Raw genomic sequence first — 18,573 nt, forward strand, 5'->3', positions numbered from 1 at the left:
CAGAAGAACACCGTGATCTTCACCTCGACCCCGCCGATGCTGATCGAGGACGCGAACACCGCGTGCGCGGAATCAAACCCGTCCAGCTTCGAAATCGACGGGGAGGACACGGACCCGCCGATCAGCCGGGTCAGGGCCAGGTTCAGGCCCGTGAGCATCAGGAACGTAGCGAGCGTCACGATGAAGGACGGCAGCTTCGTCTTGACGAGGATCCAGCCGTTGATGAAGCCGATCGTCAGGGAAACCAGCAGTGCAATCACCACTCCGACCCAGGCGTTCATCGAGAAATACCAGCTGAACAGTGAAGCAGTGAGCGCCGAGGAAATCACGGCCACGCCGGTGGAGAGGTCGAACTCGCCGCCGATCATCAACAGCGACACCCCCACCGCCATGATCCCGATCGTGGAAGACCCATACAGGATCGTTGCCAAAGCATTCGGCTGGGTGAACGTCCCGGACACCGAAGCGAAGAAAATGAAGAGAACAACGGCCCCCACCAGGGCGCCGACTTCAGGACGGGCCATCAACTTGCTCAACGGGCTCCGCTTCGCGACCCGCTCATCCGCGGCAGTTTTGGGTGCCGGGGCAGTAACTAAAGCCATGAAATACCTTTCTTCTCGATCAGCTCGCGCGGCAAGGAAATCGGGCCGCGCGAGCCGAGCGGTCATCGGATTAGCGGATGCCCTGCTGAACGAACTTCAGAACGTCGGAAATGTTGGACTTGTCCACGATCGTCGGGCCCGTGAGGACCGGCTGCCCGCCACCGACCTTGAAACCACCAAGCTTGTTCTGCCAGATCGAGTCAATGGACAAGTAGCCTTGGAGCCACGGCTGCTGGTCCACCGTGAACAGGACCTTGCCATCGTTGATCGCCTGCGCCAGCGCGGGGTTCAGGTCGAAGCTGGCCACCTTGATCGGGCTGTTGGCATCTGCCACGGCTTTGAGAATGGTCAAGGTGAAGGGAGCGCCCAACCCGATGATCACGTCAGCATCCTTGCTGGCCTGCAGTTTCGCCGTCGCAGTGGACTGCACTGCCGTCATATCGGCCCCGTTGACATATAGGATCTCGGTCCCGGGCACCTTCGTCTTGACGCCTGCGCACCGCTGTTCGAGTTGCACCTGTCCCTGTGACATGATCACGCAGATGGGGTGCTTGTAGCCCTGCGAAGCCAGCTTGGCGCCGACCGCTTCGCCAGCCAGGGTCTCATTGGAACCGAAGTGGGTGAACGCCCCCATCTGCGCGGAGACGTCACCGCCGGCGTTGAAGCTCACCACCGGGATGCCGGCGTCGGTGGCCTTCTTCAGCACGTCCTTCATGGCGCCCGGGTTGGCGATGGTGACGGCGATGCCGTCAACCTTCTGGTCGATGGCCTGCTGCACCAGCTGGGACTGGCGCCCCGCGTCGGCGTCGCTCGTATAAAGAACCTCGACATTGTCCTTCGCGGCCGCCGCCTCCGCGCCCTTACGGACGATGTCCCAGAACGTGTCCCCGGCCTCGGCGTGGGTGATGAGCGCTACCTTGATCCGGGGAGTGCTGGCGGCTTGCCCGCCTCCGGCGGCGTTGGCGCTGTCGGCAGGCTTCCCGCCTCCGCTGGAGCATGCCGCCAATGCCAGAAGCGGTACTACGGCCAGCGCCACTGCGCTCCGCCGCCAATTGAACTTTGCCACGTGAAATCTCCTTTGATGTCGCGTACTTCGACCGTCGCCCGCGTTTTCTTTGCCTTCGGAAGCAGGGGGACGCCGGAACCATCTAGGTATGAACGGATGTAATCCACTTTCGCGATGCGTTCCAACTCGCCATGTGATCTGGATCGCTTTGTGGAACGCTCCAACGCTAAATCAAGGCTTGACCAAATGTCAATGGAGCGTTCCAATTAGATAGTCGCCGGGCGTGCACACGCCCAACCACCAACTGCGCTCCACCCCGCAAGGAGAACGATGACGTACTCAAGAAGCACCCCCGAACTGGTCGCATCCTGCTGGACCAGCGCGGGAAATATCGCGCCTTTGAGCAACCCTGAGACGAGCCCCGTCCCCCTCGGCGAGCGCTTGGAAGCCATCGCTTCTACCGGATGGGCCGGATTCGGGCTGGCGCACGACGACCTCGTGGCCGCGAGGGACACCATCGGCTTCCCCGGACTCCGGAAACTCGTCGAACAGGCAGGCTTCCGCCACGTCGAAGTCGAATTGCTCAGTAACTGGTGGGACGAGTCCCGCTCCCAGGAGTGGAAGCCGCAGCTCGAACTGCTCCTCGAGGCCGCCGAAACACTCGGGGCGCGATTCATCAAGGTAGGAACGGCGTTCGGTGAGCCCTTGGATGATCTCGGTTTCCTGGTGGAGCCTTTGCGGCGCCTGACAAAGGAAGCCTCACAAAGAGGGACGCGCATTGCCCTCGAGCCCATGCCTTTTTCGATGGTCGGCTCGATGCCGGCGGCGGCCGAGCTCATGCGGACCGTTGATATGGCGGAATGCGGCCTCGTGGTTGACTACTGGCATGTCTTCAGGGCTGGAACGAGCTTGGATGAGCTGTCCCGCAGCCTCACCCCCGAGCAGATTTTCGGCGTCGAACTCAACGACGCGGACGCGGAAATCAAGGGAACGCTCTTTGAGGACACACGGGACAATCGTCGTCTTTGCGGAGAAGGCGATCAGGACGTCACCGGCTTCATCAGGACGCTCCAGGCCATCGGTTTCAACGGGCCGTGGGGCGTGGAAATCCTCTCCGAAGAACACCGCGCACGTCCCGTTCGCGAAGCGCTGGAATCCGCCCGCTCGACGGCGTTGCAATGCTTCCCGGCCTGACGCGCCTTTCGCCCACGCCGGCCACGGTGAAGACGGACGCCAGGAGGATGCACCTCCAGCACGACTGGGTGGCGCTGCTCGGCGAAGTGATCCAGATCCGGTTGGATGACAGGGCAGTCCGCACCGGTCGCGTCGACGGCGTCACCCCGGACGGAGCCATCCTCTGGCTCGAGGGACACGGCGCCGAGCCCCGCACGATGTTCGAGCGCTGCGAAGGGTTCACCGCTTGGATCGACTACAAATGGGATTCCGCGGGATGCCGTTAACCCCGGTGCGATCACTGACGACCGACGGTGCGCGCGACGCACAAAGAAACGTTGTGACCCAGCTAATGGCGCGGATCTTGGGGTGCTGATAACTTCCCAATGATCGGCTGAATTGATTGGTGGTGTCCCGTTGCGATCAATCATGGCCCATGCCCGCGCCCTTCATAGGATCCCGCCGGCAAGCAACGATCACCTTGCTGCCGTCCGCGTCGCACTGAGCGTCGCCGTCCCGGCACTTGCGCTTCTCGCCGTTGGCCGTGCAGACCTCATCATCTACGCCGTGTTCGGCGCCCTGACCGGCATGTACGGCCGTGCCGAGTCGCATCAATTGCGGCTCAAGCACCAGGCCCAGGCCGCCGCGGTACTCCTGGCCGGCGTCTCGGTGGGCACGTTCTTGTCTGTCTCACATATCCATTCATGGGGATTGGTGGCGGTCGAGGCGCTTCTGGCGGGTGTGGGTTCGCTGTTCTCGGACAAGGTACGGCTCAAGCCCAATGGCCCGTTCTTCGGAATCCTGGCCCTGGGCGCATGTGCTTCCGTTCCCGCGCACATCCCGTTCCTTGCTGCGGTCCTGATCTGCGCGGCATCGGCAGCGTTCTCGATAGTGGTGGGTTTTGTCGGGTGGCTTCGGTACCGGGTGTGGGAGAGCGGCGCCGTGCGGGACATTCCGGCGTCCTCGGCGCAGCTGCGCCGGGCAGCCGGACTCCACGCGGCCCGGTATGTGCTCGCCGTAGGCGCCGCCGGTGCTTGCGGAGTGCTCACGGGCAGCGGACACCCTCACTGGGCCATGGCTGCGGCGGCCGTTCCGCTGGCCGGAGCCGATATGCCCAGCCGCCTGCACCGCGGCATCCACCGCATCGTGGGGACGTTCCTCGGATTGGCGATTGTCGCCGTCGTACTCTTTCCGGGACCACTGTCTCCGCTGCAGTATTTCCCCGGGCAAACCACCATCATCCTGGCCCTGCTGGTGATCGGCTTCCAGTTCCCCACAGAGTTGTTCATGGCTCGGCACTACGGCTGGGCCATGGTGTTCTTCACCCCGGTCATCTTGCTCATGACCCAGTTGGCGGCGCCCGCGGATCCTGGCGTGCTCGTCCTGGAGCGCGGGGTGGAGACGTTTGTGGGGGCCGTGATCGGGATTGCGGTGGCGGTGCTGGTCCAGGCGCCCCGGTTTACTTCGCGGGCCCGGCTTGCTTCGCGGCGAGGCGAGGCGGACCCGACGTAAGCTTCGCCGGCAGGAAGCGCATGACTGCGGTGATCGCTTTGTAGCGCTTCGTCGGGATGGATACCCCTTTGCCCTTGGCGTTGTCTTCCAAGCCTTCCCGGACAACGCGCTCAGCCTTCAGCCACAAAAAGCGCGGAGCCACCGACTTGTCCATGCCCATCCGATCGTGGAATTCCGTGTGGGTGAAGCCCGGGCACACCGCGGTAACCTTCACACCGCTATCCGCGTACGCAGTGTTCGCCCAACGGCTGAAGCTGACCTGCCAAGCCTTGGCTGCCGAATAGCTACCCCGGTTCGCGAACGCCGCAACGCTGGCGACGTTGATGATCCGGCCCGACTTTCGCGCCAACATGACCTCCAACGCCGCGTGGCACAGCTCCATCGGCGTCTGGACATGCAGCCGCAAATGCCGCTTTTCGTCTTCCACATCGTTCTTCTCGAAAGAGTTCAGCAAACCGATCCCGGCATTGTTGACCAGCACGTCCACGGGCCGCGAAGCGTCCCGCAGCCTGGCAGCAACGGCTGCAACCCCGACGTCGGAGGTCAAGTCTGCGGGCAGGACCTCCACCGAGATACTGAAGTCCCGTTCAAGCACCTCCGCGCTTGCCCGCAGCCGGCTTTCATCGCGGGCCACGAGGACGAGGTGGTGGCCGGATTCGGCCAGCTGGCGGGCGAATTGAGCACCGAGTCCGGCAGTAGCCCCGGTGACCAAGGCGGTGAGTTCGTTGGCACGAGTTGTCATGCGCCCAGACTAGCCCGTTGCCCCTCGTGTGTTCCCGGCGCACGCGGTAGAGTGCCTCAAAAGTGCGCCTGTCGAGCCTCGCTGGAGGGGCCGCGGCACGCCTAACCGGCGGAACAGACAATGGATGAGGCTCAGGGCAGCGGTGAATCCGTTCATCAACATGACCCCACAGCTTCTCCAGGCCGCCGCTCTGATCCTGGCGACGCTGCTGTTCTGGCACGCTTGGCAATGGCAGAAAAGGAAAGCGCAAAAGTAGGCGCCTGCCCCGCGATGAATGCGAGTGACTCCCCCGGGCACTGGGCGGGTTATGCGGGCAAGGAAATGGGCGTAATCGCGTCGTGCTCATCCCAAAGCCTCGCCCCGGAGGCTGTCACCGCCTGAACGGCCATGGCGCTGATGAGCTCCCCTGCGTGGCGTTGGTCGTTTTCAGTGACGACATACGTGAAGACCAACTCAGTTTCCCTTCCGGGCGGCACCGGGCCGAAGGTTAAGATGGACGGACCGCTCGCGTACTTCAGATCCTCCATGCCCGCGTTGGTGAAGGACCGCAGGACAAGGGTGACATCAGTGAGCTCTTCGCCTGAATCGTTAATGATCCAGGCGGAATAGGCCAAGGTGTCGTGCGGAGCTGCGCTGGCCTTGTCTGCGTAGTGAACCAGACGAACGCCAGCGCAGCGCAGCGGGCAGGTCAAGACTATTCCCTTGGTCAGGCGCGGCGAGCCCTGCGGTGCCATACAACCATGGCCCCGCCGAGCGCGGCGAGCAATGCGCCGACGCCCAGCCAGCGGAACGGATCAAGCCCGCCCGTGAACGCGAGGGGAGAGCCTGGCCCCGGGCCTGAAATGATGCCGGCCCCGGCCGGCGTCACGCTGGGCGTGGCCGTCGGCGTTCCGGTCCCGGTCGGCGTCGGTGTGGCGGTCTCGGTCGCCGTCGGCGTCGGGGTCGGGGTCGGGGTCGGGGTCAGGGTCGCGGTGACCGTCGGTGTAGGCCCGGGACCTGCCACCGTAAGGGAAATACCCGTGCAGCCGTTGCAGGCCGTCAGCTCGGCGCGCGGCGCGAAGCCGGCGACCGCAACCGAGACCCGGCCTGGAACAGGCGCCTCGGCAGCCGCCGACACGGCCTTGGATTCAGCGCCTGCAGCATTGATCCGCGCCGAAACCGTCAGGGTCGCGCTCTTACCCGCAGACAGATCCGCCGTCCACACAGTGGCTCCGCCATATTCCTGGGTCGTACCGGTGGACACTTTGAGGCCTTCGACGGTCGCGTCGTCAACGAGGTCCGTGAGGTCCACAGCCACCACCGCTCCCGGCACGTCGACGGGCCCGGCGGTCGCCGACACCGTCCACGCGACCGTGTCACCTGGACCCACCTTGCTCCCATGCGCTGGGGTGGACGCCACCGCCAGCGACCAGGTGCCCTTGGGCACGACGCCCGCGGCCTTGTCCTGCACTGCGGACAGGTTCTTCATCCAAGAGAACGCGGTGGGCGTGATGGTGTTATCGCCCCAGGCCTTTCCGTCGCGGTCCACCGCGTATGCGAAGAATCCGCCTTTCGGGGAACCGTCCTCGGGCTGCCAGGTCGCGTACTGGTATGCCGTGCTCCGCGGTGCCGTGGCGGGATCGTAGATGCCTTCGGCGTCACCCCAGCGCGTCGGATCCTTCTCCTCGGGGAAGGAGAAGCCGGGCAGGAACTGGCACGAGGCGATCTTGTCCGCGAACGTGTTCCAGGTCCACTGCAGCCCCCAGGTGCCGCGGCCGTAGGCCTGCAGGAGCACAAAAGAGACGTTCTGGTGCACGGCCTTGAACAGCGGGGTGTTGCCGTCCTGGTTGGTGTCGAAGATGAAGAGCTTGTCGGTGCCGGACTTCGGTCCGATCAGTTTGCCGAGGGCGTTGAACACGCCGATCGCGCGGGTGAGGTTGTCCCCCTGCGGATATGACTCGACGTCGATGTCGATCCCGTCGAGGCCGTACGGGGTGACGTAGGTGTCGACGAGTTTCTGCGCGTAGGAGCGGTACGCGTCCTCGGTTAGCGGGATGTCGGCGTTGGCGAGCTGCTCGATCCACAGGGTGTAGACCACCTTCGTGCCCTGCGCATGCAATGCGGGGACGTAGGTGTCGCGCAGGGTGGCCCAATAGTCGGTGTCGGCCGTGGCGCCGGCGTCGAAGACCATCGCCACATCGATCTCCGGAGGGAGGTCGCTCATGCGCGTGACGTTCGGGTCGGGCAAGTCTGAGTTGGCGCTCTGCGGCACGGTGACGTCGCGCCACGTCCGGTAGTACGCCATCGTGAGTGGCTCGGCCTCGCAATGCGCGGTGTTCCCCACGGAAGCCTTGGGGGTCTCAGCGGCCACCGCAGGCTGCGGGGCGAAGGCGGCGAGTCCGGCGAGTAGTAACCCTGCGCCGAATGCTGGTATTCGTCTCATTGCTCTCTCTTCTTTGAAGAGGCACCTTCGAAAATCGGCGTGAAGATGCCCGGGCGGGATGCAACTATAGCGATTTAGTAAAACGGTAGCAGGTGGAGACTGCCATGCACAGAAAAAGTTTTGGGATGACCCTGTATCGCTACAGTTGAAGCATGAACAAAGCGAAGCGTGTGACCATCACGGACATCGCCCGGCTGGCCGGGGTGTCGCCGGGGGCGGTGTCCTTCGCGCTGAACGGACGGCCGGGCGTCAGTGCGCAGACGCGACAGCGGATCCTCGACATCGCCGAGGAGAGCCAATGGCTTCCGAACTCGGCGGCCCGGGCGCTCGTCGGCTCGCACGCCGGGGTCATCGGCTTTGCCGTCAACCGCTCGGCAGGGACCCTCGGTGCCGAGGCGTTCTTCACGGACCTCATCGCCGGCGTCCAGTCGGCCCTTGCGGGGAAACGCATCGCGATGCAGATGGTGCTCGTCTCCTCGGTCGAAGAGGAAGTGGCGACCTACCGCCGCTGGCACAGCGCCAAGCAAGTCGATGGCGTCATTGTCATCGATCCTCGTGACGACGACCCGCGCCTCCCCGTCCTGCGCGATCTCGCCCTCCCCGCGGTGGTTCTCGGCAGCCATGCGTCCCCCGAGGGGCACCCGGCGACGATTTGGCTCGACGACAGTCAGGTGGCGCACTCTCTCTTCGACTATCTCGGTGCCCTCGGTCACCGCTCGATCGCATACGTCGCCGGTCCTGCGGAGTTCCAACACACGCGCCTGCGCACCGAGGTGCTCGCCGGCCTCGGCGAACGCGGGGTGCGCGGAGAGGTGATTGCCACCGATTTCTCGCCAGCCGCGGCATCCACGGCCATGCGCAGCCTCCTGAGTCGGCTGGAGCGGCCAACGGCCGTGGTCTTCGACAACGACGTGATGGCGATCGCCGGCCTTCGCGTCGCGCAGGAGATGGGGGTGCCCGTGCCGAAGGATCTCTCCGTCGCCTCCTTCGACGACTCGGTCGTCGCAGGGCTCGTGCACCCCTCGATCACCTGCATCACCCGCGATACCTTCGGGCTCGGGGCGGAGGCGGCAAAATTCCTGCTCGAACAGATCGATGCCCCGGAGGTGCTGGCTGACCGCATCGGCGCCATGCCGCAGCTCACTGTCCGCGAGAGTACCGCCGTCCCGCGTTGAGGTAAGTATCCGCGACGGAGGTGGGGTAGCTGCTCAGACGACCGTGTTCCGGGAGGCGTAAGCGGTCCGGCTGGCTGCGGGGCGGATGAGCTCGGTGATGCCGCGCGCGGCAAGAACGTCGGGCTTCGCGGCGTCGATCGACGTGACGATGGCCGGGTCAGCGCCTGTTGTGCAGGCGTCCACCCAGGCCTGGAAGACCGCGCCGCCCGGACTCATCGCGCCGCGGCTGATCGGCGTCGCGTTCTCGTTGACCTCGACGACGATGCCAAGGGTCCGCGCAGGGGTGGGCTGCCGCTCGCGAAGCTCCGGAATGAGCTCGGCGAAGCGGCGTCCGATCGGCTTCGCCACGCCGTCTTGGTCGACGAGACCGAGCGTGTACTCCAGCTCGGGGAAGTCCGCGAGGCTGCGGCTTACGTCGTGCGAGCACCACCAGGTGACGCCCCAAAGGTTCTCGGTACGCGCGACGGAGCGCAGCGTCGCCTCCAGGAAGCCCGGGGCCTGCGCAGGAGTCAGGCAGTTCGAGGGGGCGCCGACCTCTTGCAGCCAGATCGCACGAGTGGGATCGGTGGCGAACCCGCGGGCGAGTTCGATCATGTACTCGGCGTGGCGGTCGGATGCCACGGAACGGCCGCCATACTGCTGCGCCGTGCCGTTGAAGATCCACGAGTGCACTGTAGTCATATCGCCGAGGCGGGAGGCGAGGGCGGGCGTGAAGCCATGTCCGTCCATGTACCACGCGGCATCGTACTCGCTGTGCACATGCTGCTGCGCAGGGGCGGAAGTGTGCGCGGCATCCAGGAGCGTCGTGATCCAGTTCGCAGCCTCGGCCTCGGTGACCGGCCAGGGGGACGGGTGGCTCGGTGCGGAGAACTGATTGGTCTCATTGCCGAGGGTAAACCCGAGAAAATTGTCGGCGTCGCGGAGTCGCTCGCCGAGACGGGTGACCAACTCGGCCTGCCCGCTCAGGGCATCGGGGTGCGTGAACATGTTCTTGTCGTGCCAGGTGAACAGCCAGGACGGGATGAAGTCGAAGCTCGACAGGTGCCCCTGGATGACGTCGACGCTGACATCCAGTCCGAATTCCGCCGCCACGTCAACCACGGCGCGGACATCGTCCACGGCCTTCTCGCGGATCAGGGTGCGGTTGGGCTGGAGCAGCGTCCACAGCGGGAAGATCCGCACATGGTCGAGGCCGATCTCTGCCAGCGAGGCGAAATCCCGGCGCACCTCGCCGAGATCCAGCGACATCCACGCGTGCATCCACTCTGATGACGGGGTGTAGTTGGCGCCGAAGCGCAGCGGGGCGACGGGGCGGGGCATCGCGGTCCTTTCCTCGGAATAAATGTCCGGCCGGTGTTCTCCGGCACTGGACTATTCAACGCTCTGTGTGGCAAGCTGTGGCCACTATATCGCTTTAGTAGCAGGTTGTGACCGCGACACATTCCAAGGCGCAGCAGCCTGGACCCCTCGAAGGAGAACGTCCATGAAGATCCGCACGACTGTCGCCGCAGGCATCGCGGTGGCCACAGCACTCGCCCTCACCGCCTGCACCGGCGGCACCTCATCATCCAGCACTTCCGGTGCTTCCGCTGGCGATGGAAAGATCAGCGGGAACATCTCGTTCCAGACCTGGTCGCTGAAGAACGACAAATTCACCCCCTACTTCGAGGGCGTCGTCAAGGCGTTCGAGAAGGAGCACCCGGGAGTCACGGTCAAGTGGATCGACCAGCCCGCTGATGGCTACGAGGACAAGATCCTGCAGCAGGCCGGGTCCGGTGAACTCCCGGACGTCGTCAACCTTCCGCCGGAGTACGCATACTCGCTCGCTTCGGCCGGGCAACTCGTCGACTTGAAGAAGGGGTCGAAGATCCTCGGCGACTACGTCGACGGCGGAGTCGGCGCGTACAAGTTCGACGGCATCGATGGCTCGTTCGGCTTCCCGTGGTACCTGGGCACCGAGCTGAACTACTGGAACAAGGACCTGCTCGCCAAGGGCGGAGTGACCGCGCCGCCGAAGACGCATGCCGCGACCTTGGACGCTGCGACCAAGCTCGCAGCGGCCGGCGTGCAGACGATCTCGGATGTCCCCGGCCCCAAGTCGCTGCAAATCATGGTGTCCGACCGGGGCGGGAAGCTCGACGTCTACAAGGACGGCAAGTTTGTCTTCAACACCCCGGAAGCCGCGGCGATCATCCAGCGCTATGCGGAACTCTACAAGCTGGGGGCTATCACGCCTGAGGCGTTGCAGAACGCCGGAACCGCGAATGCCAACGTCAACAACTTCAACAAGGGCACCGTCGCCTGGACCACCTCGGGTCCGAACTATATCGACAAGGATGTCTCCGTGAATGCCCCGTCGATCCTGCCCAGCGTCGAGGCGAGCAACGGTTTCGGCAACCCGCCGCTGTTCGTGCAAGGCATCAGCGTCTCGGCGAAGTCGAAGAACTCCGCCACGGCACTCGCCTTCGCCGAATTCCTCACAAACACGAAGAACCAGATCGCGTTCGTCAAGCTCGCCCCCGGCTTCTTCCCGGGCACCAAGGCCGCCAACGAAGACCCCTCCGCTTTCACCGAGACGGCGAAGAACCAAATGCAGGGCGTCGCCAGCGGCTTGGCCGCTTCGCAAATGAACAAGGCCCGGATGGTCGGCGCCCCGAAGTTCACCGAGGCGATGGAGACCTATGCCAAACAGCAGATCGCCCTCGCGGTCAAGGGGGAAATCTCTGCCCAGGCCGCACTGGACAAGGCCGTCGAGTACGCGAAGCAGAACGTCGCCAGCTGAGCCGGCGACGACGAGACGAAGGGGGCGTTCGCCGTGAGACTACAGCGCTGGTACACACCGTATCTGCTGGTGCTGCCCGGTGTGATTTGGATGGCCGTGTTCGCAATCTGGCCATTCCTGAACACGATCGCACTCGCGTTCACGGATGCCCGCCCCCTTCGCCCGGCGGAGTTCGTCGGCTTCGCGAACTTCGAGAAGTTACTCGAGGACGACCGCTTCGGCTACGCGCTGACAACCTCGCTGATCTATGTCGTCGTGTGCGTGCCGCTGCTGACGTTCCTCCCGCTGCTGCTTGCGCTGCTTGTGCACAATAAGGTGCCGGCGATCGGGTTCTTCCGTACCACCTTCTACTTCCCGGTGATCGCCTCCGCCGTGGTCGTGGCGATCGTCTGGGAGTTCCTCTTCTCCGGCAGTGGCACGATCAACTCCGCACTGAACTTCTTCGGCCTTATCGACCGCCCCGTCGAATTCCTCTCCGACCGCTGGTTGCTGATCGGATGTGCCATCGGTTTGACGGTGTGGAAGGGGCTCGGATACTACATGGTCGTCTACCTGGCGGCCCTCGGGAACGTCGGCCGCGAGCTCCACGAGGCCGCGGCGATGGACGGCGCCGGCCGCTGGCGCCGATTCTGGTCGGTGACCGTCCCTGGAGTACGCGGACCCATGATGCTCGTGTCGGTGCTCGTGTGCGTGGGGGCGACGCGCGTCTTCACCGAGCTCTACGTGCTCTCCAATGGTTCGGGGGGACCCGGCGGGCGGGCGATGAGCATGGTGATGCTCATCCAGTCGATGGGCAAAGGACTGAACGGCCAGATCGGCTACGCATCCGCGATCTCGCTGGTGCTGTTCCTGCTGACCCTCGTCCCGCTGCTGATCGTCGGGATCGTGAACAACAGTGACACCATCCGCGAAGCGTTGGCGAGCAGGCGCGGGGCCAAGGCCGCGAAGACCAAACGCGGAGCGACAGCACAGGAGGCCCGGCGATGACTGCGACCCAGACGAGTAGAACGTTGAAGCCACCGCGGGAGAATCCCTACCGCACGCGCGGTTCGGCGGACATCATGAAACCCTCGCTCGGCGGCCTGATCGGCAAGTACGCGCTGCTTCTCGGCGTGCTGGCGCTCATGGTGTTCCCCTTCCTCTGGCAGATGTCGACCTCGCTCAAAGGGGCGTCGGAGAACATCTACGACTTCCCGCCCTCGCTGATCCCGGCGGCGCCGACCCTCGACAATTATGCCGAGGTGTTCCGCACGATTCCGGTGGTCGACTACGCCTGGCACTCCCTGCTCGTCGGCATCGGCACGGTGATTACCAACGTCCTGTTCGCGACGCTCGGCGGCTACGCGCTGGGCACGATGAAGTTCCGCTTCAAGTGGGTCGTCTTGGCGATCTTCTTCTCCACGCTGCTGATCCCGGCCGAGGTCACCCTGACCAGCCAGTACCTCACGGTGAAGTCATTGGGGCTCGCGAACACGCTCTGGGGTGTGTTCCTCCCCGGGGCGATCGGGGCGATCAACGTGCTGCTGATGACGGCCGCGTGCCGCATGATTCCGGCGGACACGCTGGATGCGGCAACCATCGACGGCGCGAACACGATGCAGCGCTTGCGCCACATCGTCTGGCCGAACGTGCGGGGCATGGTCTCCGTCGTCGCGCTCTTCGCGTTCATCGGCGCATGGGACGACTTCCTCTGGCCCCTCGTTGTGCTTTCAGATCCTGCGAACTACACGCTGACCGTCGGAATGCAATATCTCAGCTCCAATTTCGCGGCGAACCCACGCGTGATCGCAGCGGGAACGATGATCGCGCTCGTACCGATCATCCTGCTCTTCGCGGTCTTGCAGAAGTGGTTCTTCAAGGGCGTCGAAGAGGGAAGCGTCAAGGGATGACCGCCCCGATGATCTAGCCTTCTGGAGCGATTTAGTAAAACCATCGGCGTCGAGCCCGGAGAACAGCCCATGCATGATGACACCTCGCTCACCATCGGTCGCGTCAAGCGCGTCCTCGAGGAGCGCATCCTCCCAGCGATCCACTCTGCATCCGTGCCTCTGGCAGTCGAGATCCATGAGCTCGACGGCGAGCCGATCAGCCCCGCTGACGGGCTCGCGCTCGACTACGCGCCGTGGTGCGTCGGAGCGCCATGGGGTCCCGCCTGGGGCACCACTTGGTTCCGGCTCACCGGCCGCGTGCCGGCCGAATGGGCAGGGCGCACGGTCGAAGCCGTCGTCGACCTTGGGTTCGACGTCAACATGACGGGCTTCCAATGCGAGGGACTCGTGTATCGTGCCGACGGCACCCCGGTTAAGAGCATCAACCCGCGCAACCAGTGGGTGCCGGTCATCGAGGCGGCCGACGGCGACGAACCGGTGGAGCTGTACCTCGAAGCGGCATCCAACCCGGTGCTGCTCGACTACCATCCGTTCCTCCCGACGCGGGAGGGCGACATCCTCACTTCGTCTGCGGAGCCGCTCTACCGCGCACGACGGATGGATCTCGCGGTTTTCGAGCAGGAGGTCTTCGAGCTCTCCCTCGACCTCGACGTGCTGTTCGAGCTGCAGGCCGAACTTCCGCACACCTCGCCGCGGCGCATGCGCATCCTGCAGGCCCTGGATGATGCCCTCGACGCGCTCGACCTCCAGCGCATCGCCGCGACCGCTGCGGACGCCCGTGCGAAGCTCGCCGTCGTGCTCGCGGCTCCGGCCGAGGCGAGCGCCCATCGCATCTCGGCCATCGGCCACGCCCACATCGACTCGGCCTGGCTTTGGCCCGTGCGCGAGACGATCCGCAAGGTCGCCCGCACCTCGTCCTCGATGGTGGCGCTGCTGGAAGAGCAGCCGGAGTTCCAGTTCGGCATGTCCAGCGCGCAGCAATACGCGTGGCTCAAGGCGCACCGCCCCGAGGTGTTCGAACGAGTGAAGGCAGCTGTGGCCGACGGTCGCTTCCTGCCACTTGGCGGCATGTGGGTCGAGTCCGACACGGTGATGCCGACGGGTGAGTCGCTCGTGCGGCAGTTCTTGCACGGTCAGCGGTTTTTCGAGCGGGAGTTCGGCTTCCGCTCGAAGGGCGTCTGGTTGCCCGACAGCTTCGGCTACTCGTCGGCACTGCCGCAACTTATGCGCCGCGCCGGCTTCGAGTGGTTCTTCACGCAGAAGATCTCCTGGAACCAGCAGAACGTCTTCCCGCACCACACGTTCCTGTGGGAAGGCATCGACGGCTCGCGGATCTTCACGCATTTCCCGTCTATGGACACGTACAACTCGCAGCTGAGCGGGATGGAGGTCGCCAAGGCGTCGCGCCAGTTCAAAGAGAACCGGGTCAGCTCCCGGTCGATCGCGCCCGTGGGCTGGGGTGACGGCGGCGGCGGCACGACGCGCGAGATGACGGGCCGCGCCCGACGCCTTCAGAACCTCGAGGGAAGCGCCCAAGTCGTCTGGGAACATCCCGACGTCTTCTTCGACGCCGCCAAGGCAGAGCTTCCGCGCCCGGCTGTCTGGGTCGGCGAATTGTACCTCGAACTACACCGCGGCACTCTCACCAGCCAGCACGGGACCAAGTCGCGCCACCGCCGGGCCGAGCACGCGCTCATCGAGGCCGAGTTGTGGGCGGCGACGGCTGCCGTCCGCACGGGGACCGAGTACCCTCACGCTGAATTCGAGCAGCTGTGGCAGCAGGTGCTGCTGCACGAGTTCCACGACATCCTTCCCGGTACCTCCATCGCCTGGGTGCACCGCGAGGCGGTCGCCGTCCTCGACGACGTGATCGCCAGGGCTCGGGCAATCTCGGATGCCGCGCGCCGATCGCTCGCCGGCGACGGAAACCGTGAGCTCGTGTTCTCGCCGACATCGGTTGCCGGTCCGCTGCCGCTCGGCGCCACCTCGGCCGCGGCCTCCGATGACCAGATCACGCTCGACGACTCGAGCGACGGCATCGTGCTTGAGAACGCGCTCGTGCGCGTGCGCATCTCCAAAGAGGGCCTCGTGATCTCCGCGGTAGATCTGCGGACCGGACGCGACGCCGTCGCCGATGGCCGCGCTGCGAACCTGCTGCAGCTGCACCAGGACTTCCCGAACATGTGGGACGCCTGGGACATTGACCGCTACTACCGGAACAGCGTCACCGAGCTGCGCGACGTCACCTGCATCCGCTCGCGGCTCACCAAGGCCGGCGCCGAAGTGGTCATTGATCGCACGTTCTCCAAGTCGGCCATCACCCAGACGATCACGCTGGCACCCGGCTCGCGGACGCTGCAGATCGTCAACGACATCGACTGGAACGAGACCGAAAAGCTGCTCAAGCTCGCGTTCCCGCTCGACGTGCAGGCGGCACACTCCGAGGCCGAAACCCAGTTCGGCTATCAGTCGCGCGTCACGCACACGAACACGAGCTGGGAGGCAGCGAAGTTCGAGACGTCGATGCACCGCTTCGTGCTGGTGCGTGAGGCCGACTTCGGCGTCGCCCTCGTGAACGACTCAATCTACGGCTACGACACCTCCCGCGAGGTAGCGGACGATTCCGTGACGACGACCGTGCGGCTCTCGCTGCTTCGGGCACCGCGCTTCCCTGACCCCGACGCCGACCACGGACGCCACGTCATCACGATCGGCATGGTGATCGGCGCTGGTCCTGCCGAGGCCACTCAAGCGGGCGTCGAGCTGAACGCCCCAGGGACCGTAGTCCGAGGCGGTCACGACGTCGCGCCGCTGGTCTCGGTCCAGGGCGAAGGGATCGTCGTTTCCGGCGTGAAGCTCGCCGAAGATAGCTCGGGGGACCTTATCGTGCGCGTCTACGAGTCGCTTGGTCGTCGCACGAACGGAGAGCTGTCGGTTGACTTCCCGCACCGCGAGGTGCGTGAAGTGAGCCTGATCGAGGACGCCTTGGACGGTGCGCGCCTCGGTGGAGAGTTGCGACTGCGGCCATTCGAGGTACGCACCTTGCGCATCGTGCGCTGAGGGGGTCCGCCGGCCGACGCCCGGGGTACGAGGACTGGCCGAGCGGGTGCGGCGGCAGTTCTGCCTGCCTCTGGCAAAGACGGAAAGTGGCGTGCGGCTGGGGGTCTCAGATCCAGCCGCACGCCGTGCAGGGATCCTTGGACCCCTGCGCATGCCCTTGGCCGTGGGTCGCATGGGGGCACACGACCACATGTGGGCACGGCCTGACATGCGGTCCATCGAGAATGGACGCCTCCGTAGCGGCCCCCAACAGGTCCGCGAGGATTCTCATTCCTTCGCATGCCAGGCACTAACTTTGTGTCGCAGGGGTGTGAATCGTGTCGCGAACTTCGCAAGATATTTCCTGAAATCCGCCGGTGCCGGGGCCCTGACTTATTCGGCGGCGTGGCTTTCCGGCACCGAACCGGTCAGATCAACGATGCGCCCGTTGGCCGCTGCCTCGCGGACTGACCAGATCGCAGCAATTGCCGCATCCTCGTCCTCAAAAGGCTCGGAGGTGAGCAGCACGTCTCCATTTCCGGTGACGAGCTGGAACCTCAGGCAGACATCAGCGTCAAGGTAAAGATTGAATTGTGTGGCCATTGTGGTGCTTCCTTGTCTGGAGGTAGGCGCCCTCAGGCACTTGCGTGCCCGCGGCGTTTAAATCATCGGTTGCGCCGGCGGTTCCACGCACGGGAAGCCGAGTAGAACACCAGCAGTCCGCCGACGAAATACGCCGCCCAGAACGGGAATCCGATGTTGGATTGGCGTCCTGCCAGGGTTTTCTGTTCCGGGGCGTCTTTGGGGATGTCCGTGATCCGGGAGGCGTGGACGAGGAGCCGGTGTGAGTTCACTCCGATGGGGGTGCACGTAATCAGGGTGACGGAGTCCTGGCCCGGGGTGATTTTCAGTGAGGAAATATCATCCGGTTTGACCACCTCGATCCTGTTCACCTTGTAGAGGAACGTGTGGTCCATGACTTCGGTGGAGAAGATGTCACCCGTTTTCGCACTGTGGAGGGGGTTGAAGAGTTCCGCGTTCGGGATCCCCGAGTGCGATGTCAGAACGCTGTGAGTGCCGGGGCCACCTACGGGCAGGGAGGAACCGTAGAGGTGGCCCACGCCTTTGGCCAGGACCTCGTCACTGGTCCCGTGGAAGATCGGCAGGTCGATTTTCACGGAGGGGTAGCGGAACCTGCCGATCACCTCGTCGTTGGCGACGTTCAACTGGCTCTGATAGTCCTTCAGTCGCCCTTCCAAAGCCGTCGCGGGGGCGTGCGGGGAGTAGGGGTCTCGCAGCTGACCAGCGGGGATGCGGGAGTTGTATTCGCGTGCCCGGTCCAAGACTTTCGTCCGGGCCGAAGGTTCGAGCTGGTCGACTTCCTGCGCGTAACCGGAAAGTTGGCTGTTGTGGGAGATTGAGCTGAACCAGTCCGCCGCCTGAGGGTACAGGACCAGGCCCAGACCGACGGCCGCGATGACCATCATCGTCACAAATCTCCGGTCAGCACGGCCGCGCCACATGCTTGTGCGCCTACGCAGCGCCTTGCGGGGGCGCCCGGGGTGGTCTTTCGGGGCGGTTTCGGGACCCTCCATGAATTCCTCGAGGGTTTGAGTCATTGGGGCCTCCTGCTTTGATGGACGGGAGCAGTATGGGGCATCCACCAGTTGGTGGATGCCCCATACCCTGCATCAAGGGGAGCAGGTCACTGCGGAGTGCTTATTTTGTTTCGGTGCGCTTCCGGCGGCCGGTGATCGTGAACAGGCCTGCGCCTGCGAGCACGAGGACCCCGCCGGCGGTCAGGGCCCAGGTTCCCGCGCCACCGGTGAGCGGGAGCTGGAATCCGGCGGCGTTCGCCAGGACGTTCTCGATCGTCACCGTCACGGTTGACGGGTCAGTGCCGGTGACCGCGGTCTCGACCGGCTCGGCAAGCAGCGCATACCCGGTCGGGGCCTTGGTCTCGACCAGCCAGTACGACTGGTACCCGGGCTGGCCCGGGCCCACTGCCGCCCCGTTGGCCCAGCCGGAGTAGCGCAGGCCGGAAATCACCAGGTTGCCTGTGGCATCGGTGGTCCAGGAACTGGCACCCGCGACGCTGATCGCGTTGGTGCCCGCCAGCGCATCGGCCCGGCTCGGATACACCGAGAACACCGCGCCGGCCAGGGCCGCGGAACTCCGGGAATCCTTCTTGTGCAGGACAATGTTGCCCCACTTGGTCACCGCCGGAGGGG

18 protein-coding genes are annotated in these 18,573 nt (G+C 64.8%); 9 read left to right on the forward strand and 9 right to left on the reverse strand.

Annotated elements, in window-relative coordinates:
* Together ABEA18_RS18940 and ABEA18_RS18945 are read right to left on the reverse strand one after the other, a co-directional pair.
* A partial coding sequence (locus tag ABEA18_RS18940) for an ABC transporter permease (RefSeq protein ID WP_425550553.1) occupies positions 1 to 602 on the reverse strand: 602 nt, incomplete at its 3' end.
* A 70-nt stretch (positions 603 to 672) separates the two neighbouring features.
* Positions 673 to 1,668, reverse strand: coding sequence for a substrate-binding domain-containing protein (locus ABEA18_RS18945; RefSeq protein WP_345451725.1), 996 nt, complete (start codon positions 1,666 to 1,668; stop codon positions 673 to 675).
* 270 nt (positions 1,669 to 1,938) lie between these two features.
* On the opposite strand from ABEA18_RS18945, the gene ABEA18_RS18950 reads away from it, so the two are divergent.
* The 3 genes from ABEA18_RS18950 (at position 1,939) to ABEA18_RS18960 (ending at position 4,293) form a co-directional block, all read left to right on the forward strand.
* On the forward strand, positions 1,939 to 2,802 hold the full coding sequence (locus tag ABEA18_RS18950; RefSeq protein ID WP_345451727.1) for a sugar phosphate isomerase/epimerase family protein: 864 nt from the start codon (positions 1,939 to 1,941) through the stop codon (positions 2,800 to 2,802).
* Entirely contained in the window at positions 2,787 to 3,068 is a 282-nt protein-coding gene (locus ABEA18_RS18955; protein WP_345451729.1) for a hypothetical protein, read from the forward strand. The genes ABEA18_RS18950 and ABEA18_RS18955 overlap by 16 nt, the downstream gene beginning before the upstream one ends.
* A 142-nt stretch (positions 3,069 to 3,210) precedes the next feature.
* On the forward strand, positions 3,211 to 4,293 hold the full coding sequence (locus tag ABEA18_RS18960; protein WP_345451731.1) for an FUSC family protein: 1,083 nt from the start codon (positions 3,211 to 3,213) through the stop codon (positions 4,291 to 4,293).
* Here ABEA18_RS18960 and ABEA18_RS18965 read toward each other — a convergent pair.
* Entirely contained in the window at positions 4,241 to 5,035 is a 795-nt protein-coding gene (locus ABEA18_RS18965; RefSeq protein ID WP_345451733.1) for an SDR family NAD(P)-dependent oxidoreductase, read from the reverse strand. The two genes, ABEA18_RS18960 and ABEA18_RS18965, sit on opposite strands and share 53 nt — an antisense overlap.
* Before the next feature lie 124 nt (positions 5,036 to 5,159).
* Here ABEA18_RS18965 and ABEA18_RS18970 point away from each other — a divergent pair, with 124 nt between their 5' ends.
* Positions 5,160 to 5,291, forward strand: a complete 132-nt coding sequence (locus tag ABEA18_RS18970) for a hypothetical protein (protein ID WP_345451735.1) — start codon at positions 5,160 to 5,162, stop codon at positions 5,289 to 5,291.
* Positions 5,292 to 5,340: 49 nt separating this feature from the next.
* On the opposite strand, the gene ABEA18_RS18975 is transcribed toward ABEA18_RS18970, so the two are convergent.
* Positions 5,341 to 5,769, reverse strand: coding sequence for a hypothetical protein (locus ABEA18_RS18975; protein WP_345451737.1), 429 nt, complete (start codon positions 5,767 to 5,769; stop codon positions 5,341 to 5,343).
* Positions 5,742 to 7,457, reverse strand: coding sequence for an EndoS/ChiA family endoglycosidase (locus ABEA18_RS18980; protein ID WP_345451739.1), 1,716 nt, complete (start codon positions 7,455 to 7,457; stop codon positions 5,742 to 5,744). Before ABEA18_RS18980 ends, ABEA18_RS18975 begins: the two co-directional genes overlap by 28 nt.
* A 152-nt stretch (positions 7,458 to 7,609) precedes the next feature.
* Here ABEA18_RS18980 and ABEA18_RS18985 point away from each other — a divergent pair, with 152 nt between their 5' ends.
* A complete protein-coding gene (locus tag ABEA18_RS18985) occupies positions 7,610 to 8,632 on the forward strand; it encodes a LacI family DNA-binding transcriptional regulator (RefSeq protein WP_345451741.1) in 1,023 nt (340 codons plus the stop codon).
* A gap of 33 nt (positions 8,633 to 8,665) precedes the next feature.
* Here ABEA18_RS18985 and ABEA18_RS18990 read toward each other — a convergent pair whose 3' ends face one another.
* Positions 8,666 to 9,952: a glycoside hydrolase 5 family protein gene (locus ABEA18_RS18990; protein ID WP_345451743.1), complete on the reverse strand. Its 1,287-nt coding sequence runs from the start codon at positions 9,950 to 9,952 to the stop codon at positions 8,666 to 8,668.
* Positions 9,953 to 10,115: 163 nt separating this feature from the next.
* Here ABEA18_RS18990 and ABEA18_RS18995 point away from each other — a divergent pair, with 163 nt between their 5' ends.
* The 4 genes from ABEA18_RS18995 (at position 10,116) to ABEA18_RS19010 (ending at position 16,363) form a co-directional block, all read left to right on the forward strand.
* Positions 10,116 to 11,414, forward strand: a complete 1,299-nt coding sequence (locus ABEA18_RS18995) for an extracellular solute-binding protein (RefSeq protein WP_345451745.1) — start codon at positions 10,116 to 10,118, stop codon at positions 11,412 to 11,414.
* 33 nt (positions 11,415 to 11,447) lie between these two features.
* On the forward strand, positions 11,448 to 12,401 hold the full coding sequence (locus ABEA18_RS19000) for a carbohydrate ABC transporter permease (protein ID WP_345451747.1): 954 nt from the start codon (positions 11,448 to 11,450) through the stop codon (positions 12,399 to 12,401).
* On the forward strand, positions 12,398 to 13,303 hold the full coding sequence (locus ABEA18_RS19005; RefSeq protein WP_345451749.1) for a carbohydrate ABC transporter permease: 906 nt from the start codon (positions 12,398 to 12,400) through the stop codon (positions 13,301 to 13,303). Before ABEA18_RS19000 ends, ABEA18_RS19005 begins: the two co-directional genes overlap by 4 nt.
* Positions 13,304 to 13,372: 69 nt before the next feature.
* Positions 13,373 to 16,363 carry an alpha-mannosidase gene (locus ABEA18_RS19010; RefSeq protein ID WP_345451751.1) on the forward strand — a complete coding sequence of 997 codons (2,991 nt, stop codon included), beginning with the start codon at positions 13,373 to 13,375 and terminating at the stop codon, positions 16,361 to 16,363.
* Positions 16,364 to 16,735: 372 nt separating this feature from the next.
* Here the strand turns inward: ABEA18_RS19010 and ABEA18_RS19015 are convergent, their stop codons facing one another.
* The 3 genes from ABEA18_RS19015 to ABEA18_RS19025 all read right to left on the reverse strand — a co-directional run.
* Positions 16,736 to 16,945: a YegP family protein gene (locus ABEA18_RS19015; protein ID WP_345451753.1), complete on the reverse strand. Its 210-nt coding sequence runs from the start codon at positions 16,943 to 16,945 to the stop codon at positions 16,736 to 16,738.
* Between the two features lie 62 nt (positions 16,946 to 17,007).
* Complete coding sequence (locus ABEA18_RS19020; protein WP_345451755.1) at positions 17,008 to 17,961, reverse strand: class C sortase; 954 nt, start codon at positions 17,959 to 17,961, stop codon at positions 17,008 to 17,010.
* Positions 17,962 to 18,061: 100 nt separating this feature from the next.
* On the reverse strand, positions 18,062 to 18,573 hold a 512-nt coding region (locus ABEA18_RS19025; RefSeq protein WP_345451757.1), incomplete at its 5' end, for a SpaH/EbpB family LPXTG-anchored major pilin.

The organism is Arthrobacter gyeryongensis (genome assembly GCF_039543785.1).
Lineage (GTDB): Bacteria > Actinomycetota > Actinomycetes > Actinomycetales > Micrococcaceae > Arthrobacter > Arthrobacter gyeryongensis.